Source organism: Mesobacillus subterraneus, from assembly GCF_003937825.1.
Taxonomy (GTDB): domain Bacteria; phylum Bacillota; class Bacilli; order Bacillales; family Cytobacillaceae; genus Mesobacillus; species Mesobacillus subterraneus.
On record NZ_RSFW01000003.1, the window covers coordinates 83,061 to 106,644 of the forward strand.

Below are 23,584 nucleotides of genomic sequence, written 5' to 3' on the forward strand. Positions count from 1 at the left end.
ACAGGAGGAGAAGGACGAATGAAAGCACATATTTATACCCAACTGGAATTGCCTCAATGTATTGTGGCCATTGGCGCTTTTGACGGTGTCCATCGCGGACATCAGGCAGTCATCAGGCAGGCGGTTCAGCGGGGCAGGAAGCTGAATATTCCAAGTGTGGTCTTTACATTCGATCCTCCACCCCGGGTTTTTTTTCAAGGAGCAAGGATGCTGAACACGGTCGATGAAAAGCTCATGAAAATGCAGAAACTGGGCGTCAAGCATACGATCGTTGCCAGATTCGATGAGGTGTATACCAAACGAAGTGCATACGACTTTATCGACTGCCTGGTGAAATTGAACCCAGCTGAAATCATGGTCGGCGGCGATTTCCGATTTGGCAAGGACCGCCTGGGGGATATTTCTCTCCTTGAAAAATATTTTAATGTGCGTGTGGCGAAACCTGTTTGCTGCTCCCAGGGAAGTGTGATTTCTTCCTCAAGGATTCGCCAGCTGATTTCTGAGGGGGAGATTCATCTCTCAAATGCCTTACTCGGATGGCCAGCAGGAAAATAGGGTTTATTTTAAAAGATTAGGGGGACCACGATGAAACTGCTAGGAATATCAGGAACGATCATCGGCGCGAAGACGGGCATCGTCGTCCGTAAAGTGCTGGATGATGTCAAAAAGAATTACCCGGACATCGAGGTGGAAATGCTCGATATGATGGATTACGATGTTCAGTTCTGCGATGGACGTCCAACGGAAAAATACTCGGATGATACAAGGACAGTGATTGAAAAAGTAACGTCTGCAGACTTTTACGTAATTGGAACCCCGATCTTCCAGGGGTCGATTCCAGGCGTGCTGAAGAATTTGTTTGACCTGATCCACCCTGATGCTTTCAGGAACAAAGTAATGGGGTTTGTCGCGAATGGCGGTACCTATCAGCATTTCCTCGTCGTCGAGAATCAGCTAAAGCCAATTGCCGGCTACTTCAGGGCATTCGTTGCTCCAAGCTATGTGTACGCCAATTACGACCATTTCAACCGTGAAAATGAAATCGTTGATGAAGATTTGCTGAAGAGGATTTCTCATCTGGCCGATGAAGTTGTTCATATGCAGAAGTCGTTGAAGGGAAGCAAGGTTGAGGCTTCAGAGTGAAATCAAAATTTTTAAAAACTGAAGGGAGACAAAAGATATGAAAAGTCAATTTGTTCCGATCAATCTGATGAAGTTTATTGAGGAAAACAGGGACCAGCTGAAGCCGCCGGTCAATAACAAGGTCATCTGGAAGGATGCCGAGCTGATGGTGATGCTGTTGGGCGGACCGAACAAGAGACGTGATTTCCATGTGGATCCGTCGGAAGAAATTTTCTACCAGATTCAGGGCAGCTGCTATGTAGAGGTCATCAATGGTGAAGGGAAGCGCGAGGTCGTTGAAGTAAAAGAAGGCGAGATGTTCCATTTGCCAGCGAACGTGCCGCACTCTCCGCACCGTGTCGCAAACACGATTGGACTTGTCATTGAGCGAAATCGTGCTGAAGGTGAGCTAGAGGATTTTGTCTGGTTCTGCGATAACTGCGACCACGAAATGCACCGCGCGACGATTCAGCTGACGAATATCGAAATGCAGGTAAAAGAAGCGATTGCGAGCTTTAACGGAAATGAAGAACTGCGCAAATGCGATAACTGCGGACATATGATGCCGCCAGAAGCGAGTGAATGGAAATGCGAGTAGACTTTCATACGCATATCATCCCGGAGAATTTCAGTGAATTGACAGCGCGCTTCGGCGGGGAGAAGTGGCCGACACTTGAGCGGACATGCGCCTGCGGAGCGAACATCATGATTGCTGGCAAGGTGTTCCGTGAAGTGACCGATCAGGTTTGGAGCGCTGAAAAGCGGATTAAGGATATGGAACGGGAAGGTGTCGATATCCAGGTCCTTTCACCGATTCCGGTGACATTTTCTTACTGGGCTCCTGCTGAGCAGGCGGAAATTTTGGCGCGCGTTCAGAACGATTTCATCGCGGAGACGGTAAGCCAGTATCCAACAAAATTCATCGGTCTTGGTGCTGTACCGATGCAAAATGTTGAAGTGGCAATCCGGGAAATGGACCGCTGCAAACATGAATTAGGTCTCGCCGGCATTGAAATCGGCACGAATGTGAATGGTGTCAATCTGGATGATCCTCAGTTTATTGAGTTCTTTGAAATGGCTGAAAAATGGGAAGTTCCATTGTTCATTCATCCATGGGAGACGCTTGGCAAGGATCGGATGCCGCGCCATAACCTGATGTACACGGTCGGGATGCCGAGTGAAACAGCGCTTGCTGGAGCGAGCTTGATCCTTGGCGGCATTATGGATAAGTTCCCTAAGCTGAAGATTTGTTTGGCACATGGTGGCGGCGCGCTGCCATACTTGCTGCCGCGACTGGATCAGGGCTGGAATGTGTGGCCGCATTTGCGTCTGCTCGACAAGCCGCCAAGTCATTACGCAAAGCAGTTTTACTATGATTCACTTGTGAATGAGCCTGTTAACCTGAATTACCTGCTGCAGAACTTTGGCCATGAGAAAATCATCATGGGTTCAGATTATCCATTCCTGCTGCGCGAGGTTCCTCCTGGGAAGGTGATTGACGATACGCTCGGGTTATCGAAGGAACAGACAGAAGCGATGCTCGGTAAGAATGCGCTTCGATTCTTGAATATTCCAGTTAAGGTGGGGAGTTGATTTTATGGAAAAGGTGCAGGTCACACCAGAAGACCGTTTGAAGGAATTAGGCTTGAGCTTGCCTGCTCCCCGCCCTGCGGCAGGGAATTACGTCAGCTGCGTGAGGACAGGAAACTTGATTTTTACTTCCGGACAGGGTACCAACGAATACCGTGGCCGACTGGGTGAGGATGTTTCGATTGAGGTCGGCTATGATGCGGCCAGGCAGTGCATGTTGAACCTGTTGACCGTGCTGAAGGAGGAACTTGGCGAGTTAAGCAAGGTGAAACGAATCGTGAAAGTACTTGGCTTTGTGAATAGTTCACCAGATTTTACGGATCAGCCGAAGGTGATGAATGGTGCTTCGGACTTGCTTGTGCAGGTGTTTGGCGAGCGAGGGAAGCATGGTCGTTCAGCTGTAGGGATGGCACAGCTTCCTTTGAACAATGCGGTCGAGGTTGAAATGGTCGTCGAAGTCGAGGATGAGGAGGCTGGATTAGGGTGAATCTGACTCAACCACAGGCTATAAAGGATGCAAAATTGTTTATAAATGGTGAATACCGTGATGCGATTTCAGGGGAGACGTTTGATACGATTGATCCTTCGACTAATAAGAAGTTGGCGTCGGTTGCAAAAGCTGGCGTCGAGGATGCCCAGCATGCAATTGATGTGGCCCAAAAGACATTTGAGAGTGGAGTCTGGAGTGAGATGCCGGTAGCCGAAAGATCCAAAATTTTGTGCCGGATGTCTGATCTTGTGATGGAAAAGGTAGATGAGCTGGCGCTTGTCGAGACGCTTGATGTTGGGAAGCCGATCAAGGAAAGCCGAGGGTTCGACATTCCAAGAGCTGCTGCCAATTTGCGCTTTTTTGCCGAGATGGCGAACTACATCAATCATGAGCATTACGACCAGGCCCGGTATATGTCCTATTCCAAATACGCTCCGGCTGGTGTGGCCAGCTTGATCATTCCGTGGAATTTGCCATTTATGCAAATGACGTGGAAGGCATCAGCGGCGATGGCGGCTGGCAACACAGTCGTTGTTAAGCCGGCATCCTATACTCCTCTGAGTGCGGTGATGCTTGGTGAGATTGCCAATGAAGCAGGACTGCCGCCAGGAGTGCTGAATATCATCACAGGCCCAGGCGGAAGTGTCGGTACCGAAATGACACGTAATCCTTCGGTTCGCAGGATTTCCTTCGTCGGTGACAGCACGACTGGCCGAACGGTGATGCAGAACGCGGCTTCTCAACTGATTCCGGTTTCGCTCGAGCTTGGCGGCAAGTCAGCCAATATCGTGTTTGAAGATGCGGACCTCGATGAAGCAGTTGCTGGTTCCATTGAAGCGATTTTCCGCAACCAGGGTGAGATATGCCTGGCAGGATCTCGTTTATTGGTTCAGGAAAGTATCTATGATCAGTTCATGGAGAAGTTTGTGGAAGCGGCCCGTGCTATCAAGGTCGGCAACCCGCTTGAAGAAAATACGGATATGGGTGCGCTTGTGTCCAAGGGCCATCTTGATACAGTCGATGAGTATGTGCAGATTGGTCTGGCGGAAGGCGCGAAGCTCGCGACAGGCGGGAAGCGTATTGCTTCTCTTGGCGAGGGTAATTTCTATGAGCCGACTGTTTTATACGATGTCGACAATAAGATGCGCGTTGCCCAGGAGGAAATTTTCGGACCGGTATTGGTCGTGATTCCTTTTAAAACTGAAGAAGATGCCATCCGGATTGCGAATGATTCGATGTACGGATTGGCCGGTGTCGTCTGGACAAACGACCTCCGTCGCGCCCACCGTGTCGCAGCAAAGGTAAACTCCGGCTTGCTGTGGATCAACTGCTGGTATTATCGCGACCTGCGCACACCTTTTGGCGGTTCGAAAGCGAGCGGCATAGGACGCGAAGGCGGCAGGCACAGCTTTGAGTTTTATACCGAAGCAAAGACGATAACGATGAAGCTTTAATTTGTTGTTGATCGTAAACTGGGATTATCTAACAATTTTGCGAATACTGGACTAAAGGAACGAGTGAAAACACGCCAACTGGTAATAAAAGTGTTTCAACTGGAGATAAATTGAGTCCAACTGGAGATAAATTGAGGTCAACTGGTATTAAAACGGACTCAACTGGTATTAAATTCAGTCCAACTGGTCTTATCGCAACTTTTGCGGTCAGATCCTACTGTTTCTCTACCATTTTTAAAAGATAAGGAGGGTGATTTCATGAGGGCAACAATCGAAAAGATTGCCGAAACGCTTTTGGAGGCGGAAAAAAGCAAAAACGCTGTGCAACCGATCACTAAACAATACGAAAATCTTGATGTGAGCGACGCATACCACATCCAGCTCGAAGTGTTAAAAAGAAAGCTGAGCGAGGGCAGGACGGTAATTGGCAAAAAGGTAGGTCTGACCAGTGTGGCGATGCAGAAGATGCTGGGAGTGGATGAGCCCGATTATGGCCATCTGCTGGATGATATGAAGGTCGCCAACGGAGGCAAAGTGAAGGCAGCAGATCTTCTCAGCCCGAAAATAGAGGCGGAGATCGGGTTCGTCCTCGGCGAAGATTTGCAAGGACCGAATGTCACGTTCCTTGACGTATTAATGGCAACTAAACATGTAATGCCGACGTTGGAAATCATCGACAGCCGGATTGCTGACTGGAAAATTGGTCTCATCGATACGGTTGCTGATAATGGATCTTCGGCGATGGTGGTTGTCGGCGAGCAAATGACTGATATCAACGGAATCGACCTCAGAAGTGTCGGGATGACTTTTTACAAAAACGACGAGATGATCGCGACTGGTTCGGGGGCAGCTGCACTTGGTCACCCGGCACATGCGATTGCGTGGCTGGCGAACAAGCTGCATGAATTCGGAATCACATTGAAAGCAGGCGAACTGATTTTACCAGGGGCGCTTTCGGCAGCGATTGCAGTGGAAAAAGGCGATACGGTATCCGCACAGTTCGGTCCGGTCGGGTCTGTTTCGGTTACTTTTGAATAGGGAGGTGCTAAGGTTGGTTAAAATCAAGGCAGCAATCATCGGCTCCGGCAATATCGGAACCGATTTGATGTATAAGCTTGAACGGAGTGAGGTCATCGAACTGACGGCGATGATCGGGATCGACCCAGAGTCTGATGGCTTGAAGCGGGCAAAGGAGAGAGGCTATCTAGCTTACGATAACGGCATTGAGGCGCTGAAGCACAACCCTGATCTGGCGGAAATTGTATTCGATGCGACTTCGGCGAAAACCCATGTCAGACATGCTAAGGTGCTGACGGAACTTGGGAAGCTGGCCATCGATCTGACACCTGCAGCGAGAGGCCCGTTCGTGTCCCCGGCAGTTAAAACAGATACTTATTTGGATGAGAAAAACGTGAACATGATCACGTGCGGAGGGCAGGCGACGATTCCGATTGTCCATGCGATCAATTCAGTTGCAGATGTCAGCTATGCCGAAATCGTCGCGACGATTTCATCGAAAAGTGCAGGGCCAGGTACGCGTGCGAACATCGATGAATTCACAATCACGACTCGCCGCGGAATAGAGGAAGTGGGCGGTGCTGATAAAGGGAAGGCGCTTATTATCCTAAATCCGGCAGAGCCGCCGATTCTGATGCGCGACACCATTTACTGTGAAGTGAAAAATATGGACGAGGCAGCAATCACAAGATCGATTAAGCAGATGGTTGAAACGGTGAAGGAGTATGTTCCAGGCTATCGCCTGAAGCAGGAGCCTTTGTTTGATGGCAGCCGGGTGACCGTCTTCCTCGAGGTGGAAGGTGCAGGGGACTACTTCCCGGTATACGCGGGGAACCTCGATATCATGACCGCGGCCGCGACAAGGGTTGCGGAGGATTTTGCGATCCATATGCTTGAAAAACAAAGTGTCGAAACGAAAGGCTAGGTGAGTGAGTTGAGGCGCAAAAGTGATAAGCCCATCAAGATTACAGAGGTATGCCTGCGTGACGGCAGCCATGTCATGCAGCATCAATATACAGAAGATCAGGTCCGCAGAGTTGCACGCGAGCTGGACGAAGCGGGCATGCACTATATCGAAGTGAGCCATGGAGACGGCTTGGGCGGTTCGACGCTCCAGTATGGCAAGTCGCTCGTCGATGAGATGAAACTGATTGAAGCTGCGGTCGATGAGTGTAAAAACTCAAAAGTGGCGGTGCTTCTAATTCCCGGAATTGGAACAGTCCATGAACTGAAGCAAGCCCATGATTTAGGCGCAAGCCTTGTCCGAGTGGCGACACATGTCACCGAGGCAGATGTTTCGGCACAGCACATCAGCATGGCCCGCGAGCTTGGAATGGAAACACTGGGTTTTCTGATGATGGCCCATATGGCACCGCCGGAAAAATTGGTGGAGCAGGCAAAGCTGATGGAAAGCTACGGAGCACAGGCAGTCTACGTCACTGATTCAGCAGGCGCTCTTTTACCGCATGAAGTGAAAGAAAGAATCGCGGCACTGCGAGACTCGTTGTCTATTGAAGTCGGATTCCATGCCCATAATAATCTATCATTGGCCGTTTCCAACACGCTCGCTGCGATCGAGGAGGGAGCGACCAGGATTGATGGCAGTATCCGCTGTCTTGGAGCTGGCGCTGGGAATGCACAGACAGAGGTTCTTTTATCTGTATTGGACAGAATGGGCGTCAATCTGGGAATTGATATCTATAAAATGATGGACATCGCCGAAACTATAGTTGGCCCAATGATTCCACGTCCTCAGGAGATTAATAGAGGCAGCCTGGTGCTCGGTTATGCTGGTGTCTATTCGAGTTTCCTGCTTCATGCGGAACGGGCAGGGCAGCGTTTCGGCATCGATTCCAGAGATATTTTAATAGAGTTGGGTAAGCGTAAGGTAGTCGGCGGCCAGGAGGATATGATCCTCGATGTTGCTGCTGAACTGGCGAAAGCCCGCAAGCAGGAGGTGTAAGGAATGACGATCACTAAGGGTGTAGACCTGGAAATAGTAGAATACTTGTATTCGGCGGAAAAAGAGCGCCGTGAAGTGGTAAAGGTAACGGACCGTTATCCTGAACTGAGCTTTGATGATGCCTATTCCATCCAGGAAAAATTGATTCAGAGGCGCGAGCAGGATGGCGCTCGGAAAATTGGGTTGAAGCTGGGATTAACGAGCAAGCCGAAGCAGCAAATGATGGGGGTTCACGAAGCAATTTATGGATACCTGACAGATGATATGCTCGCTTTGGAATGGGAGCCGCTTGAATTCAAAGATTTCATCCATCCAAAAGCCGAACCGGAAATCGCTTTTTTTATCGAAGAAGATTTACAGGGAACAAACGTGACAGCAGAAGATGTGCTGCGCGTGACGAAGTTTGTTGCTCCTGCAATTGAAATCATTGATAGCCGTTACTTGAATTTTAAGTTCACGCTGGCGGATGTTATTGCAGATAATTGTTCTTCTTCAAAATTCCTGATCGGCAGTAAGTGGATGTCACCTGAAAAACTGGATCTTGGCCAGCTCGGTATGGTGATGTCAAAAAACGGACAGGTTGTCCAGACTGGATCGAGCGCTGCTGTACTGGGGCATCCGGCCACTTCGGTCGCCTGGGCCGTCAATAAGCTTGGTGAGGTGGGAAAAGGGATTAAAAAGGGAGACGTCATTTTGAGCGGAGCAGTTTCTGAAGCAATTTCGTTCGAGCCAAATGACAACGTGCTTGTACAATTTGCCGAGCTTGGCAGTGTTTCTTTTACATGCAAATCTAGCACTTAGTTTTCATGACTAAGTGCTTTTCTTTAGAAATTTAAATATTCAAAATATAAAGATAAAATTTACGTTCTATGTTAAGCAGTTTACACTTTTACGAGATAAAAGTGATTATAATCACAGTTAGAGACAGCTTGGGAAAATTTTATGATAGCGTTTACAAAAAGATAAAAGGGGTGCGAGAAATGAAAGGATTAAAGAAGTTTGGTCTGACACTATTAATCTTTGTGCTGATGGTATCAGCTGCCGCGTGCAGCAGTGATACGGATGCGAAGCCTGCAGCAGGGTCTGGAGAGAAGTACACATTCAAGCTTGCACATATTACCCCAACTGATCACATGTGGCATCAGGCTGCTGAAAAATTTAAAGATGAATTGGATAAGCGCTCTGACGGAAGGATGCAGTTGGAAATCTACCCTGCGAGCCAGCTGGGAACGGAAGCGGATATGGTCCAGCAAATCTCTTCTGGTTCAGTTGATTTTGGTTTCATCACCGCTGCTTATATGAGCTCACGTGCACCGGCATTCACGGCCTGGTTTGCACCTTATGCTTTTGAAGATTTAAAAGCAACCAACGCTGCCCGCGATACTGAGATTGCGAAGAAAATCTTGGGAACGCTTGACGGCCAGGGAATCAAAGGTCTTGATTATGTTTTCGCCGGAAACCGTGTCATGCTGTTCAAAGATAAGGAAGTGAAGAAGCCTGAGGATATGAAGGGATTGGCATTCCGCGTCACTCCAAGTCCGCCGCTGCAGGACTTCTACAAGTCCCTGGGAGCTTCTCCTGAATCATTGCCGCTTCCGGAAGTATACGCTGCCATCCAGACTGGCGTCATCGATGGTATGGATATGGACCTGGATGCAACGATCACGAACAAGTACCATGAAGTTGCGAAATACGGTGCGGTCACGAACCACATGGTATGGCCTGCTGTTGCAATGATGAATAAAGCGAAGTACGACAAAATGTCTGATGATGATAAAAAGATCATTGACGAAGCTATCAAGGCTGCAGCTGATTTCTCTGCAAACACTCGTGCTTCCCAGGAAGAAGAGTTCAAGAAGACCCTCTCAGATGCCGGGATGACAATCTATGAAATCGACCAAAAGCTGTTTGAGCCGTATATCAAGCAATTCGATGAAAAGTATGGACCAACAGATCCACTGATCCAGGAATTCATCGACACATTCCGCAAATAACCTATTGGAGGGAAATGCGTGAAATACGTAAGCAATATGGTAGCCAGTTTCGAAAAGAAACTGGCTATTGTCCTCATGTTCGCCATGGCTGTGATTGTATCCGCTGCCGTTGTGTTCCGATATGTATTTAAGGAGCCGCTTTTCTGGGCAGGGGAAGTTTCGATTTTCTTGCTTATCTACATAACATTCATCGGTGGCAGCCTTGGCCTGAAGTATAAGACACAAGCATCAGTGACCCTGGTGACGGATTATCTTCCAGAAAAAATAAAAAAATGGGTGGCCGTTCTAGCCCACGTTTTCATGCTCGCATTCATGGCGATTCTATTATTCTATTGTTTTACCTGGATTACCTCATCCTCCGTAGCCATTCAAAGGTCCAGTGCAATCCTGCTGCCGATGTGGATTCCGTATGCCATCCTTCCTGTTGGATTGCTGTTTGCGACGATCCACTTAATCAGTAATATGCTGGAGATCTTTAAGAATCAGCATATTGACCGTGAAATTGTTACAAATCTCCAGGCTGCTGCAAAGGAGAGTGAAGAAGAATGATGGCACTGGTTATCATTGCATTTGTTGCTTTTCTATTAATGGGAATTCCGATTTCCTTAGTACTAGGCATGACAACGATTGTCTATTTTTTAGTGACCGGCAATACGATGCTGCTGGAATCCGCTCCTCAAAGGCTGTATTCGGGAATGGAGAATTTCGGATTGCTTGCGATTCCCTTGTTCATGCTGACAGGTGAATTGATGAACAGCGGCGGGATTACGAACCGGCTGGTTGTTTTTGCGAGGATGCTTGTCGGACATGTCCGCGGCGGACTGGCATATGTGACGGTCATCGCGAATATGTTCCTGGCCTCGATTCTTGGGTCGGCCAATGCCCAGGCGGCAATGATGAGCAAAGTCATGGTGCCTGAAATGGAAAAGGAGGGCTATAACCGGGAGTTTTCTTCTGCGTTGACCCTGGCATCATCGATTGTCGCACCGATCATTCCGCCTAGTATGATTTTTATCATTTATGGCACACTGTCGGGCACATCGATCGGCGGTCTGTTCATGGCGGGAATCATTCCTGGGACCATTTTTGGCATTGGCTTCGTGGCTTTGATCGCTTATTTGGGCTATAAGCACAACTTTCCGCGGAGCGAACGGGCAAGCTTTTCAGCCATCTTAAATTCCTTTGTAAAAGTATTGCCGGCTATTTTGGTTCCGTTTGTCATCACTGTTGGGATCCTCAGTGGTGCTTTTACGGCAACGGAATCCGCGGCAGTGGCTAGTGTGATCGCTTTTATCGTTGGGGTGTTCTTCTACAGGGAATTGAAGTGGAAAAGCCTGCCGAAAATATTGATCAATACAGTAATTGGGACAGCGACGGTGACATTCCTGATTGCGATGGCCAATCTGTTCGGCTGGCTGATTGCATTCGAGCAGATTCCGCAACTCATCGCGAACTCCATGCTGTCAATCTCAGACAGTCCATTTGTGTTCCTGCTGCTGGTCAATATATTCTTATTAATCATAGGGACCTTGCTGGATGGTATTGCAGCGCTGATCATCCTCGTGCCAGTGTTCATGCCGCTCGTTACAGGCTTCCAGATTGATCCGATCCACTTTGGTGTCATCATCTGTATTAACCTGACGATCGGCTTGCTGACACCACCTGTCGGTACAGGGCTGTTCATTGTATCCTCGATTGCCGAGGTTAAATTCGAACGCCTGATTAAAGCCGTCATGCCAATGCTCCTGATCGGCATCGCGATGCTGTTCATTGTCACATACTGGGAACAAACCACATTATTCATACCTAGAATGCTAGGATTCTAAACGATTAGAGGGTGGTGCCTGTCACCACCGTTTTTTTAAAAGGAGGTTGTGTGATGCCGATTATCCAGGTCCAGGTACTTGAAGGACGGAGTGATGAAAAAATCAAAGAGTTGATTGCCGGCATAACCGAAACAGCGGTTCAGACACTAGAGGTGAAGCCGGAGCAGGTGCGGGTGATTGTTCAGAATGTTCCTCCTCAGTATTGGGGAGTTGGCGGTGTTACGAAGGAAAATATTGAGGTGCGGAAAAGTTAAATTTTATTATGGGAAAGAAAGTCTCGACTCTTTATTTAGAGTGGAGACTTTTCTTTTGTCCCCCCTATTGTTGACTTACAAACTGTAGGAGCTCTTTATTAGGACCGTATAAAAATATTGTCTTTGACCCATCAATTGATATGCTTGGTTTTTCTGTGGCGAAATCTATTCCTAGTGACTTGAAATGAGAAATAGATTTTTCCATATCTTCTACGCAGAAGGCAAGGTGATTTACAATTCCCTTTTCAGCGTAGGGACCACTTGACACCAAGTCAAACATTAATTCGATTTCAACTGATGGGTCATTTTCTAGGTACAAAAATGCTATTTCTCTTCTGTTCCCTTTGGTTCCTCTTGAGCGTAAGATAAACCCCATTTTTTGTGTATAAAAACTTATTGATTCTTCAAGGTTTGAAGCCATGATTGCAACATGCTCTATTTTTTTTAGCAATTTTTTCACCTCATACATTTAGAGTATTATAACGTTTTAGTAGTATTTTTATAATTTTTGGCATTGATAAGAACATTACGATAAGCCTGCTCACTTGCATAAATGCAACTAATGTCGCATCGAGATTAAGGAATAAAGCAATTGAGGTCATTTCAACCGCACCTGCAGGTATGATGCCCAATATGCTACTGCCCATATCAAGTGGCGTAATGACATAAAACAATATGGCAATACCTATTCCAATAATTAGATAAAGGAATAATACAAGAACAGCACTCCATCCAACTCTTACTATTAACATTAAGGTTTCCTTATCAAAACGCAAACCGATAATTCCTCCGATCCAAGCTTGACCAATTCCGGAAGTAATTCTCGGTGAATATATTTCTCCCCCATTAATTAAACTTATCAAAAAGCCAGTAAAAATTGAGAACACCAAAGCACCGCCAGGAAGCTTAAACTTAAACGCTAAAAAAATCGAGATGATTATTCCTAAAAAAATATATGCCAAGTCCATAGGCTGAAGAGGCATTAAAGAAATTGGTTGAGTCGTAACAGTATTGTTTTTATCTAAGTAAGACAGTAGGAAAGGCACGGTAGAGACGATGAAGATTATTCGAGTACTGTGAAAAGCTGCAACTATTTTTTCATCTGCTCCATAATCATTGCTAACTGCTATTACTTCCGTTGCGCCTCCAGGTATGCAGCAGAAAAAGGCAGTAATTGTGTCAAGGCCAGATATTTTATAAAAAATAAAACCCAGCAGCAATCCGCTAAGAATCATTAGTGAAATACTTAGTAAAAAGGGAAAGAAGTATTGAATAAGAGATGAAAAAAAATGAACCTTTATCATTAAACCAATACTTATGCCGATCAATACTTGAGAAATTTTTATTAATCTAGAACTAAATAGCATATCTTTTAAATATAATCGGGCGAGAATACCACACCATAATGCACCAAGAAGCCATCCTGCTGGAATCTGCAAGAAAGTGAAGAGCCATCCAGCCAATATTGAAGCAGATAAAAATATCACCTTTTTTACATACATACTCAGATTCCTTTCTAGCAGGTATCTTTTAATAAGGCATTAGAATAGAACCTTAACCAGGATTAAGCTGATTGAGCCCATAATAACAGATGAAAGCAAGCCTACAATTAATGGGCGGATGCCCACTGATTTAATCTTTATAAAATTAGTTCCAAGTCCAACACTGGCCATAACCATTAATATGATGAATTTTGCTAAATCTGCTGTAGTATCAACAAATGTCTTAGGTAGGGGCGCAATAGTATTTAGTGCCGCTGCACCAGCAAAAATTATGATAAAGAAAGGGAACACCTTGCTGATTTTCACTTGATTAGCACCACGATCCATCTTAGCGCTTTTTATAGATATATAAATCGATAATATGACTGCAACTGGTACAAGCATCAAAGTCCTGATTAATTTTACCACTACGGATGCATCCCCGGCTGTATTGCTATAGCTATAGCCTGCTGCAACAACAGAAGAGGTATCATGGATGGCTGTGCCTGCCCAAACACCAAATTGATTATCAGGGAGGGATAATAAGTGACCTATAAGTGGATAGAACAATACAGCAAGAACATTAAAAGCAAAAATTGTATTTACTGCGTAAACGATATCCTCATCCTTTGCTTTAATGATTGGCCCTGTCGTGGCTATTGCTGTTGCGCCACAAATCCCAGTTCCCAGACTTATCAGTAGAGGTATATTTCCTTGTAAACCAAATAATCTACCTACAAAATACGTAAGAAAAACTCCTGCAACAACAGCTACTAATACAATAATTAGTGAATTCAATCCTACTTTGAAAATTTGGGCAAAGCTCAGACTAAAACCAAGTAGAATGATAGCGAGTTTCAAGAGTTTCTTTAGAGTGTAATTGATTCCATATTCGAAAATAGCAGGTACACCTAAGAATTGTCTAATTAAAATCCCAATGACAATTGCGATTACTGCTCCTCCAATTAACGGATAGTCTCTTCCTAGTGAGTTAGACAAAATGCCAATAGCCACTAAGAAAAGGATGCCCGGAACATATTTGGATTTGAGGATTTTAGATACTCGAGGCGTTATACTTGCGGGTTGTTGTATTTCTGTTAAGCTTCTCATTCGAAGACCTCCAATTGGTAAGTACTTATCATTAGTATAAGAAGGGTAGAGGAATGATCCTCTACCCCAAAAAACTAAAAGGCTTTAACTAAACCACCATCAACCAAAATGGTTTGTCCCGTAACATAAGTATTGGCATCTGAACAAAGAAACACTAGCGTTTTTGCAAACTCACCAGGATCACCATAGCGGCCTAAAGGGATACTTGCAGCGCTCTGCCTTGCAACTTCTTCAGTCGCAATTCCTAGTTTGCCTGCTTTCACGGTATCCAAATAATTTGTTCTATCCGTTGCGATTCTTCCCGGAGCAATAACATTTATTAAAATATTATCTTTCGCTAATTCCTGGGATAAAGTTTTTGTCAGACCCACAACTCCCATTCTAAAAGTATTGGAAAGGATCAGATTGTCTAACACTCTTTTAACGGAAGATGAAGTACAGTTAACTATTCTTCCTCCACCTTGTGATTGCATATACGGGATGACTTCCCTGATCGCTCTTATAAAACTTAACAATGTTAGATTATAAGCATTTTGCCAATCGTCATCATTAAAATTCAGGAAAGTTCCGGCTGGAGGACCACCAGTGTTATTGACAAGAACATCAATTCTGCTAAATTGAACTATAGAATTAGTTACAACCCGTTTGATGTCATCAGCGTTTTTTATATCACCTACTGTATAAAAAACATCATTATTTGTTTCTTTCTTAATCTCTTCAGCTGCAGTTGAGAGTTTATCTTCGTTGGAACTGAAGAGCATTACATTGGCACCTTCCCGTGCAAACTCAAGAGCTGCAGCTTTACCTAGGCCGGAGCTAGATGCGAGCACGATTACTCCTTTACCATTTAACCCTAGATCCATAAAATTTCTCCCCTTTAGGTATTTTGCAAAGTATCTTCTTTGACTAGTCTAAGGTTTTTTACCACTTCATCAACTTCGGCGAGTTCTTCGTTACTAGGAGTTCTTAAAGGTAGTCGCATAGGTCCTCCAGCAAGACCAAAGTATTTTTCCGAAACATATTTTACAACTGCGGCATGACCTAATTTTTCACATACTCTTCTAAAAGGCTCTAAACCTTCAAACATTTCTTTAGCTTTCTTATGGTCACCAGCCTCAACAGCCTCATACATATCCACGAAGTATTGAGGGAAACATGTAGCTGCCGTTGTAGACGTTCCACAATGTCCCAGTGATAGTACAGGGTACATGAAGGCTTCTGATCCGCCGAATACGGACACTTTTTCGCCCAATAGTGCCAGAGTCTTTTCTTGTTCGACTATATTTTGAGTTGCTTGTTTAATAGCAACAATGTTTTCAAGTTGAGTAGTCAGTTTTACCAAAAATTCAGGCGGAATATTATAGCCCTGGCGTGGTGGGGCATTGTAAAGAACAATCGGAATACCTACAGAATTTAGTTGTTCGAAATGAGAATAAACATTATCAAGTGATACTGCTGCATAATAAGGAGGTGTAACAATTACTGCATCTGCACCAACGTCCTTTGCATACTGGGTCAGCCTTACTGCAGTTAATGTGCCGCTATCAGATGTGCCTGCAATTACAGGTTTCTTTCCTTCGGCTGCTTCAACCGAAACACGAATGATTTCTTTTTTTTCCTCTGTATCCAACGCATAGAATTCACCCTGTGTACCCAGGACAATCAGTGCATCAACATTTGAGGAAGTCCCAAATTTAACATTTTTCCTTAGACCGTCATAATCCACTGAGTGGTCTGCATTTAGTGGTGTTGTCAAGATAGAGTGGATACCCTTCATGTAAGATAGCTTTCTGCTCAAATCAATCTCCTCCTAAAATAGTTATAATTTTTTAAGTTGTTATAACGTTATGATGTTTGTTCCTAAGAAAAACATAATCTATATTTTGAAAATATAAAACTTTCAGAATCCGTTGTTACTAACCAAAATTTTTCTTTAATTCATTAAAATCGGCTTTTTCCACTTGATTTCTTATTATTTTGGGGTTATCAATTTTTAATACAAGTTGCATAAATTATTAAGTTTTATAGAGATATTGGATATATGTGCAGGCAGCCAGATTAGCTAATGGGGGTTACAAGTTTACATATTTAATAGCAAGTAAAGCTTATAATTAGCAGGATCAAATAATTAAACTTGTATTAAATTTAGAAGGGGTCAAAATATTAAGAAAATCGAAGTAAATGTATAAATTATTGGGATTTTTAAGATAGAATAGTAAATAACAGTACTTTTTGAATATTTTATAATTTCAGAAAATGGTATATCGTATTAAATATCATAATGTTATGACAACTTAGACAAATTGAAAGCGTTATCACTAATTTAAGGGGGAATCAAGGTGAAAAGAAAGAAAAGGCTGTCGTTTGTAATTTTGATGGTGTTATTGTGTCTGGTTATCAGCGGTTGTAGTAGTAATGCAAATGGTGAATCAGCAAAGAAAAGTAAAGCCGATTTTCCTAATAAGCCTGTAACAATTATTGTAAATACAAACCCAGGATCCTCTGTTGATGTAATGGCTCGAAAAGTTGCTAGCATTGGAGAAAAATATTTAGGTCAGCCTATCGTCGTTGAAAATAAACCAGGTGGGGATGGGGCTGTTGCAATGGGCTACGTTCTAAATCAAAAGAACGACGGATATACCCTCTGGGCTGGTACAAAGACCTTGGTGGGTGCCCTGAACACAACTTTATCCCATTATAAAGTTGACTCTTTTCAACCTGTAATCAGGATTCAAGATGATCCATTCGCTTTAGGGGTGTCAAAAGACAGTCCTTTCAATAACCTAGACGATTTGATCATGTTTGCAAAAGAGAATCCTGGCAAAGTAAAAATTGGCGGCTTTGGATCCACATCTGCACATACTTTTGCTGCCTATGAGTTTATGGATAAAGCCAGTATAGAGATGACATGGATTCCCTTTGACGCAGGCTCAGATGGAATAACCAATGTTATGGGAGGGCATATTGATGTAGCACATTCGAATCCTTCTACTATGAAACAATTTGTAGAATCAGGAGACATTAAGATTCTTTCAGTTGCATCGGAAGAAAGATTAACGGACTTTCCTGATGTCGGAACATATAAAGAACAAGGGATTGATTTTGTAGATTCACAGTGGAGGGGACTTTTTGTAAAAGGTGGTACTCCGAATGATATCGTAAATGTGTTACATGATGCTTTAAAGAAAACGATGGAAGACCCTGAGTTTATTGAGTATATGAAAACATCCAACCAATACGATGGCTATATGAACCCAGAGGAATTCCAAAACTCAATACAAAAAGAATACGAAGCTACAAAGGCAATTGTTGAAAAAAATGGCATTGGAAAGTAAAACTGTAGAGGTGATTTAAGTGGGAATGACTGATTTTCGATCTGGTCTAGTTTTGTCAGTGATAAGCTTAGTTTCCATCGGTTATGCCTTGAGTCTTCCTCAGGGCATAACCAATATGGGAGTACTGCAGCCTGGAGTATTTCCCTTATTTATATCCATTGGGTTACTTATTTTTTCAATCATACTAACCATTCAAGGATTAAAAGGAAAAAAAAAGCAAACCGAGGGTATAGGACAATTTAATATGATAAGCCTCCTGCAAAATAAGAGTCTACTGCTCATAGCTGGCATATTTGTTTATTTTACCGTGGTTTTATTTTTGGGTTTTTTGGTTAGCACCATAATTGCGGTTTTTATCTCGATTCATTTTGTTTTCAAACATAAACTATCAAATTCATTATTCATCACACTGATTATCAGCTTTGGAACATACTTTATTTTTCAAAGCTTCTTGAATAATAAGCTTCCAGAAGGGATTCTTCTAACTGGAATTATTCAATAGACTTATATGTGGAGGGTATCTATGGAAACAATCCAATATTTAGTAGGCGGGTTGGCGAATACATTTACATTTCAAACGCTTTTATATCTAATTATTGGGGTCCTGGTAGGGCAAATTGTTGGGATTTTGCCCGGCCTGGGACCTGTTACAGGTCTAGCATTATTAATACCAATGACATTTGGAATGGATCCTATTCCTGCACTTGTCATGCTAACAGGTGTTTATTATGGAGCAATGTTTGGTGGAGCATTAACCTCTATTATGTTTAATACACCTGGTGATGCTGCCGCTGTAGTGACAACATTTGACGGGTACCCATTAACCAAGCAGGGAAAAGCTGGGCTGGCGATCGGAACAGCAACTATAGGTTCGACCCTAGGAGGGCTGGTAAGTGCGGTTTTAATTGTTTTGCTAGCACCCCTTGTAGCTAAGTTGGCTTTAGCCTTTGGACCCGCTGAATATACTATCCTTATAGCATTAAGCTTTCTTCTGATTATTGGATTAGCATCAAAATCAAAAGTTAAATCTGGGATTTCCGCTTTATTAGGACTAATGCTTGCACTGATTGGACAGGATCCTATAACCGGTACTCCTAGATATACTTTTGGTCATTTCGAATTGTTGCAAGGGATTGATTTTGTCGTAGTTGCATTAGGACTTTTTGCCATCGGAGAGATAATTAGTAGTTTAGAGAATTACAAGGAGATGAAGGATCAAAAGGTTGGAAAGGTTACTAAGATATTTCCTAATAAACAGGAATTCAAACAGATACTTGGACCTATCCGTAATGGTACATTAATAGGGTTTGTAGTTGGTCTTCTTCCTGGAGCAGGAGCAACTATATCATCTTTTTTATCTTATAGTATTGCTAAGAAATCATCCAAGTCCCCAGATTCTTTTGGAAAAGGAAATATAGAGGGTGTGGCAGCGTCTGAGTCTGCAAATAACGGTTCTGTAGGTGGAGCTATGGTTCCGATGCTTACTTTAGGCATACCAGGTTCAAACTCTACTGCAGTTTTATTGGGGGGGATGATGATCCTGGGATTACAGCCAGGACCTATGTTTTTTACTAATTATCCTGAAATCGCATGGACTGTGATTGTCAGTATGTTTGTGGGCATCATCATTCTATTCCTCATGAACACCCTACTGTTAAGGGGATTTATACAAATACTGAGAGTTCCGTATTCCATATTGGCCGTATCTATAATTATTCTCGCATTTTTAGGAGCTTTTAGTGTGAACAGGAGCATGTTCGAGGTTTTTCTAATGGGTGCCTTTGGGTGTCTAGGATACTTCCTTAAGAAAAATGATTATCCGTTAGCACCTCTGGTATTGACTCTGGTGTTGGGCGGCTTACTAGAACAGAATTGGAGAAGGGCTCTATCCATTTCAGATGGGTCTTATATTGCATTCTTCCAGAGTCCGATTTCTATAACCTTACTAGTGATTGGATTATTGGTCATTGTTATCCCTATCTTTAAAAAGTTTTCTAAAAAACAATCAGGTGGCAAGGAGATCAATGTATGAGAAAAAAACTAATATCAACTGCATCAATGCCATTATATAAAAATTGTGCAATGATTTTAAGACAGCAGATCCTTGATGGGAAATGGGATGGCGGGCAAAAGCTACCCTCTGAAAGTCAACTTACTTCTGAATTTAACGCATCTAGAATAACAATCAGACAAGCTATGCAACTATTAGAGAATGAAGGGCTAATTACAAGGTTTCAGGGAAAAGGAACGTTTGTTACCAATAAATCAGTTGAGCAGAGTCTGACGGGTATTCATGACTTCGCTAAGAATCTAAATAGAGTTGGCAGAAAACCTAGTTTCGTTATTGAAAATAATTCGGTTATTGCAAGCAATAATTTTTTATCAAGGTCTTTGAATGTTGAAATGAATTCCTGTTTATACAGAATTGAGCGGCTGAAATTAGATGAAGGAACACCGATGATTTTTGAAAGGTTATTTTTGCCCTGTGAACATGCACCTGAGTTGGCAATTAATGAACTCTCTCAGAAGTGGCTTTCTGATATTCTTTCAACTAAATACAATTTGCCGATCACAAAAGTTAGGCAAACAATTGAACCTATCATTATAGGTGATTATGAAGCTGAAAAGTTAGGAATAGCCGCCCAGTCACTCGGATTATTGATTGATCGAATAAGTTGGTCAAATGAAAAGGCGGTTTTATTGACTCGATCGATCATCAGGGGCGATATGGCAAAATTTGTGGTGGAAGTTGGGGAGCAATTTGATTAAAGTTGATAAGCATATTATTGAGGAACTTGTTGATTTTTGCTGTGAATTTTACGATAAGGAAATATCGGAAAGCACTTTGAAACAAGCGCAAATTAGTATGTTAGACTACTTTTCATCACTTATTTGGGGAACAACCAGTGAATATTATAGTTTTATGAAGGAGTATGCTGCAAGAATACCTGTGGGTAATAGCTCAATAATTGGGTTGAAAAAGAAGTCTTTGACAGCCGAAGCGGCTTTTGTTAATAGTGTTCTAGCTCATTCTATGGAATTTGATGATATTCATTTAGGGACAGCTGGATTGCACCCGGGAGTGACGACTATACCGAGTGTAATTGCTATAGCACAAGAGCTAGATTCTTCTGGTGAAGATGTATTAAAAGCAATTGTAATTGGTTATGAAGTTGCTGGTAGGATTGGGAAAGCTATTAGTCCTTCACATAGATATCGGGGGTTCCATGCTACTGGTACCATTGGTGTATTTGGGTCTGCAGCAGCATCAGCATTTTTAAAAAAATTACCCTCTAACAAATTCACAAACGCCTTATCTATTGCGGCTTCACAAGCGGGTGGTACATTTGCCTTCTTGTCAGGGGGGTAGGTATTAAATACCTTCATGCCGGTAATGCAGCAAAAAATGGGATTCATAGTGCCCTACTTGCAGAGTTGGGGTTTGCAGGTCCAGCTGGATTCTTAGAGCATCAGGAAGGATTTGCTCAGGCTTATGCGAACGATTATGATTTGGAATCAGTGAAAAACGACCTAGGATCATCTTTTGAGATTTGCAATACTTTTAGGAAGAAACATTTCATTTGTGGGCATATTTTTCCTGTAATAGAGGCTTTGCCTAATACACATCAAATCCAAAATATCGAGCATATATCTGCTATTAGGGTCTATACTTACAAGGCGGCTTCCGTTTTAACGAATAAAAACCCTACTAGTTTTGCAGAAGCAAAGTTTAGCATTCCTTACTGTATCAGTTCCTTTTTACTCTATAATATGATTAAAGATTGTTTTGAGGATAAGGCTGCAATCGATTCTTTAAATCACCTATCTGAAAAAGTTCATATATTTGAAGAAGTTGAGTATACAATTGACTTTCCAAAGAATAGAAGGACGAAGGTGGAAATAATCTTAAAGAATAATAAGGTTGTCACTGGTAAAGTAGATGTTCTAAAAGGTACACCTGAAAATCCATATACATTGAATGAAATCGCTGAGAAAGTGATAAATGCATTAGATTATAAAGGACGAAGAGAGCTTGCTTCAGAACTAATTTATGAAATTGAAGCCTTAAAGCAAAAGGATAATATAGGCTCTCTAATCGAAATAGCTAATAAAATCTAATAACCACCCTTGATTCCTTTGGAAACAAGGGTGGTTTTTTATAAATAAAACTTTGGAAAAAGAAGGGTTATGGAAGATACTAGAGGAATAATTATCTATATAAATTAAAAAGGAAAAAATATGAATTGTTCAACAGACCAAATACAGGCAGTCACAAAAGCAATTCAATTTATGAAGCAAAATCTGGATGAAGAACTGACTTCAGAAAGGCTGGCGGACATTGCTGGATACAGTCCGTATCATTTTACGAGGGTATTCAAGGAGGTTACTGGCGCCTCTCCCCGGCATTATCTTTCAGCATTAAGGATTGAGGAGGGGAAGGCCAGGCTCATCAAAAGAGATTCAGAATCTATCCTTAAGACAGTCATGATGATTGGTTTTCGCAGCCTGGGAAGTTTCAGCACGAAATTTAAACAGTTTGTTGGATTGTCACCGAAACAATTCCGAACTAGCGCGGATAAGCTCCATCAATTCATGAATGAATATGAGGACGTAGAATGGTGTTATTCCAGTCAGCTTCGCCTCCCAGTGATTAAATGCAGGATTGAGTGCCCTCCTGACTTCAGGGGATTGATTTTTGTGGGTTTGTTTTCACGGCCAATTCCCGATGAGAAGCCGATAATGGGGACTGCAATTAGACCGGAGCAAAGTGAATACATTTTTTCTAAGGTACCGGATGGGACGTATTATGTATTAGCTGCCGCTATTCCCTGGAGCCTGGACCCACGGGATTATTTCTTGTTATCAAAGAACTTGCGGGGAAAAGCGAAAGAACCTATGGAGATCACGGAGGGTATTTCTAAAGAGGTTTCTATAAAACTACGGCCACCATTGCCTTATGACCCGCCGATCCTGATCAACCTTCCGAAACTCTTATTTGAAAAAGAAAGCAAACTAGAAGAAAAATAGACTCGCTGGTTATGGTAATGTTAAACAAAGGAGTGATAACAATGTTAAATAAGGTTTGTGTTTTAACGATCAAAGTCAACAACATGGTAACAGCGCTTGATTTTTATACAAAGGTGCTGGATTTCGAGGTCTCCAGGCATTACGGAGAGAATATCGTTTCGCTTGTACATAATGAGGTTCCGATTGTGCTAGAGAAAGGGGAGCATGTCAATAGCGGTGGTACACAGAGAGTTTTAATGGGCATCCTTTCGAAAAACCTTGATGAGGATATTACACGGCTGCGTGATCGAGGTGCAAAAATTCTGTTTGAAGAATCGAAACCATGCCCGCCTGGAAGGTATAACATCATTGAAGACCCTTCAGGAAATAAAATCGAGCTAGTTGAGTTTTCTAATTTTTAATAAGGGGGATTTAGTGTGGGGAAAATTTATACTGAAATACAAGAGGAACTTACAATTGAAGCACCAGTTGATCTGGTTTGGCATGCCTGGACACTATCAGACCGTGTTTCCCAATGGTTTGCGCCCGAAGCAACGATTGAAGCAAAAGAGGGGGGGAAATATGAACTGTATTTTATTCCCGGGAATGAATTGAACATGAATACGAAGGGCTGCAAGGTAATCCGCCTGATCCCGGAACAAGAGCTCGTTTTTCAATGGAAAGGTCCAGATCAATTTAACCCGTTAATGAATAATAATGATGAGTTAACAACTGTATCAATACGTTTTGAGAAAATGGACGCTGAAACAAAGGTGCTGTTACGTCATGATGGTTTCAAGGAAGGAACAGCGTGGTCAGAAGCTCTCCAATGGCACCAGATGGCCTGGTCCGGTGTTTTGAAAAGCCTGAAAAATGCGCTGGAAAAGGGTAAAGGCGAGCTTTGCTGCCAGCCTGAATAAATTTTCCAGAACAAGCCTCCT

28 protein-coding genes are annotated in these 23,584 nt (G+C 43.1%); 23 read left to right on the forward strand and 5 right to left on the reverse strand.

The window, feature by feature from the left end; all coding sequences use genetic code 11:
- Positions 1-18 precede the first annotated feature (18 nt).
- The 14 genes from EJA10_RS02585 (at position 19) to EJA10_RS02650 (ending at position 11,710) form a co-directional block, all read left to right on the forward strand.
- The gene (locus EJA10_RS02585) at positions 19-555 is read left to right on the forward strand and encodes an FAD synthetase (protein ID WP_125478447.1); all 537 of its coding nucleotides are present in this window, start codon (positions 19-21) and stop codon (positions 553-555) included.
- A gap of 30 nt (positions 556-585) precedes the next feature.
- On the forward strand, positions 586-1,143 hold the full coding sequence (locus tag EJA10_RS02590) for an NADPH-dependent FMN reductase (protein ID WP_125478448.1): 558 nt from the start codon (positions 586-588) through the stop codon (positions 1,141-1,143).
- Positions 1,144-1,180: 37 nt separating this feature from the next.
- A complete protein-coding gene (locus tag EJA10_RS02595; protein ID WP_125478449.1) occupies positions 1,181-1,720 on the forward strand; it encodes a 3-hydroxyanthranilate 3,4-dioxygenase in 540 nt (179 codons plus the stop codon).
- On the forward strand, positions 1,705-2,715 hold the full coding sequence (locus EJA10_RS02600; RefSeq protein ID WP_211340521.1) for an amidohydrolase family protein: 1,011 nt from the start codon (positions 1,705-1,707) through the stop codon (positions 2,713-2,715). Before EJA10_RS02595 ends, EJA10_RS02600 begins: the two co-directional genes overlap by 16 nt.
- Before the next feature lie 4 nt (positions 2,716-2,719).
- Positions 2,720-3,199, forward strand: coding sequence for a RidA family protein (locus EJA10_RS02605; RefSeq protein ID WP_125478450.1), 480 nt, complete (start codon positions 2,720-2,722; stop codon positions 3,197-3,199).
- Positions 3,196-4,656, forward strand: coding sequence for an aldehyde dehydrogenase (locus EJA10_RS02610; RefSeq protein ID WP_246017653.1), 1,461 nt, complete (start codon positions 3,196-3,198; stop codon positions 4,654-4,656). Before EJA10_RS02605 ends, EJA10_RS02610 begins: the two co-directional genes overlap by 4 nt.
- 258 nt (positions 4,657-4,914) lie before the next feature.
- Complete coding sequence (locus tag EJA10_RS02615; RefSeq protein WP_125478452.1) at positions 4,915-5,694, forward strand: 2-keto-4-pentenoate hydratase; 780 nt, start codon at positions 4,915-4,917, stop codon at positions 5,692-5,694.
- Between the two features lie 13 nt (positions 5,695-5,707).
- Positions 5,708-6,598 (forward strand): acetaldehyde dehydrogenase (acetylating), encoded by an 891-nt coding sequence (locus EJA10_RS02620; RefSeq protein ID WP_125478453.1) that lies wholly within the window; start codon positions 5,708-5,710, stop codon positions 6,596-6,598.
- Positions 6,599-6,607: 9 nt separating this feature from the next.
- Positions 6,608-7,636, forward strand: coding sequence for a 4-hydroxy-2-oxovalerate aldolase (gene dmpG / locus EJA10_RS02625; protein ID WP_125478454.1), 1,029 nt, complete (start codon positions 6,608-6,610; stop codon positions 7,634-7,636).
- A gap of 3 nt (positions 7,637-7,639) precedes the next feature.
- On the forward strand, positions 7,640-8,437 hold the full coding sequence (locus EJA10_RS02630; protein WP_125478455.1) for a 2-keto-4-pentenoate hydratase: 798 nt from the start codon (positions 7,640-7,642) through the stop codon (positions 8,435-8,437).
- Between the two features lie 179 nt (positions 8,438-8,616).
- Entirely contained in the window at positions 8,617-9,630 is a 1,014-nt protein-coding gene (locus EJA10_RS02635; protein WP_125478456.1) for a TRAP transporter substrate-binding protein, read from the forward strand.
- 18 nt (positions 9,631-9,648) lie between these two features.
- Positions 9,649-10,179 (forward strand): TRAP transporter small permease, encoded by a 531-nt coding sequence (locus EJA10_RS02640; protein WP_125478457.1) that lies wholly within the window; start codon positions 9,649-9,651, stop codon positions 10,177-10,179.
- Positions 10,176-11,456: a TRAP transporter large permease gene (locus tag EJA10_RS02645; RefSeq protein WP_125478458.1), complete on the forward strand. Its 1,281-nt coding sequence runs from the start codon at positions 10,176-10,178 to the stop codon at positions 11,454-11,456. Before EJA10_RS02640 ends, EJA10_RS02645 begins: the two co-directional genes overlap by 4 nt.
- Positions 11,457-11,509: 53 nt before the next feature.
- Positions 11,510-11,710 carry a 4-oxalocrotonate tautomerase gene (locus EJA10_RS02650; protein ID WP_125478459.1) on the forward strand — a complete coding sequence of 67 codons (201 nt, stop codon included), beginning with the start codon at positions 11,510-11,512 and terminating at the stop codon, positions 11,708-11,710.
- Between the two features lie 64 nt (positions 11,711-11,774).
- Here EJA10_RS02650 and EJA10_RS02655 read toward each other — a convergent pair whose 3' ends face one another.
- The 5 genes from EJA10_RS02655 to EJA10_RS02675 form a co-directional block, all read right to left on the reverse strand.
- Entirely contained in the window at positions 11,775-12,161 is a 387-nt protein-coding gene (locus EJA10_RS02655; protein WP_170169042.1) for a VOC family protein, read from the reverse strand.
- Positions 12,162-12,171: 10 nt separating this feature from the next.
- The gene (locus tag EJA10_RS02660) at positions 12,172-13,212 is read right to left on the reverse strand and encodes an AbrB family transcriptional regulator (protein ID WP_125478461.1); all 1,041 of its coding nucleotides are present in this window, start codon (positions 13,210-13,212) and stop codon (positions 12,172-12,174) included.
- 39 nt (positions 13,213-13,251) lie between these two features.
- The gene (locus EJA10_RS02665; protein ID WP_125478462.1) at positions 13,252-14,301 is read right to left on the reverse strand and encodes a YeiH family protein; all 1,050 of its coding nucleotides are present in this window, start codon (positions 14,299-14,301) and stop codon (positions 13,252-13,254) included.
- A 74-nt stretch (positions 14,302-14,375) separates the two neighbouring features.
- Positions 14,376-15,164 carry an SDR family oxidoreductase gene (locus EJA10_RS02670; protein ID WP_125478463.1) on the reverse strand — a complete coding sequence of 263 codons (789 nt, stop codon included), beginning with the start codon at positions 15,162-15,164 and terminating at the stop codon, positions 14,376-14,378.
- 14 nt (positions 15,165-15,178) lie between these two features.
- Positions 15,179-16,099 (reverse strand): dihydrodipicolinate synthase family protein, encoded by a 921-nt coding sequence (locus tag EJA10_RS02675; RefSeq protein ID WP_125478464.1) that lies wholly within the window; start codon positions 16,097-16,099, stop codon positions 15,179-15,181.
- 541 nt (positions 16,100-16,640) lie between these two features.
- Between EJA10_RS02675 and EJA10_RS02680 the strand changes: the two genes are divergently transcribed.
- From EJA10_RS02680 to EJA10_RS02720, 9 genes are all read left to right on the forward strand, one after another.
- The gene (locus EJA10_RS02680; RefSeq protein WP_125478465.1) at positions 16,641-17,636 is read left to right on the forward strand and encodes a Bug family tripartite tricarboxylate transporter substrate binding protein; all 996 of its coding nucleotides are present in this window, start codon (positions 16,641-16,643) and stop codon (positions 17,634-17,636) included.
- 25 nt (positions 17,637-17,661) lie between these two features.
- Positions 17,662-18,138 carry a tripartite tricarboxylate transporter TctB family protein gene (locus EJA10_RS02685; protein WP_246017658.1) on the forward strand — a complete coding sequence of 159 codons (477 nt, stop codon included), beginning with the start codon at positions 17,662-17,664 and terminating at the stop codon, positions 18,136-18,138.
- A 21-nt stretch (positions 18,139-18,159) separates the two neighbouring features.
- Positions 18,160-19,668, forward strand: coding sequence for a tripartite tricarboxylate transporter permease (locus tag EJA10_RS02690; RefSeq protein WP_125478467.1), 1,509 nt, complete (start codon positions 18,160-18,162; stop codon positions 19,666-19,668).
- On the forward strand, positions 19,665-20,405 hold the full coding sequence (locus EJA10_RS02695) for a GntR family transcriptional regulator (protein WP_125478468.1): 741 nt from the start codon (positions 19,665-19,667) through the stop codon (positions 20,403-20,405). Before EJA10_RS02690 ends, EJA10_RS02695 begins: the two co-directional genes overlap by 4 nt.
- On the forward strand, positions 20,398-21,006 hold the full coding sequence (locus EJA10_RS02700) for an MmgE/PrpD family protein (RefSeq protein WP_170169043.1): 609 nt from the start codon (positions 20,398-20,400) through the stop codon (positions 21,004-21,006). The genes EJA10_RS02695 and EJA10_RS02700 overlap by 8 nt, the downstream gene beginning before the upstream one ends.
- Before the next feature lie 2 nt (positions 21,007-21,008).
- Positions 21,009-21,755, forward strand: coding sequence for an MmgE/PrpD family protein (locus EJA10_RS02705; RefSeq protein WP_281274464.1), 747 nt, complete (start codon positions 21,009-21,011; stop codon positions 21,753-21,755).
- A gap of 120 nt (positions 21,756-21,875) precedes the next feature.
- The gene (locus tag EJA10_RS02710; protein ID WP_125478471.1) at positions 21,876-22,664 is read left to right on the forward strand and encodes a helix-turn-helix domain-containing protein; all 789 of its coding nucleotides are present in this window, start codon (positions 21,876-21,878) and stop codon (positions 22,662-22,664) included.
- Between the two features lie 41 nt (positions 22,665-22,705).
- Entirely contained in the window at positions 22,706-23,065 is a 360-nt protein-coding gene (locus tag EJA10_RS02715; protein WP_170169044.1) for a VOC family protein, read from the forward strand.
- Between the two features lie 15 nt (positions 23,066-23,080).
- On the forward strand, positions 23,081-23,563 hold the full coding sequence (locus tag EJA10_RS02720; RefSeq protein WP_125478473.1) for an SRPBCC family protein: 483 nt from the start codon (positions 23,081-23,083) through the stop codon (positions 23,561-23,563).
- The last annotated feature ends 21 nt before the right edge of the window (positions 23,564-23,584 follow it).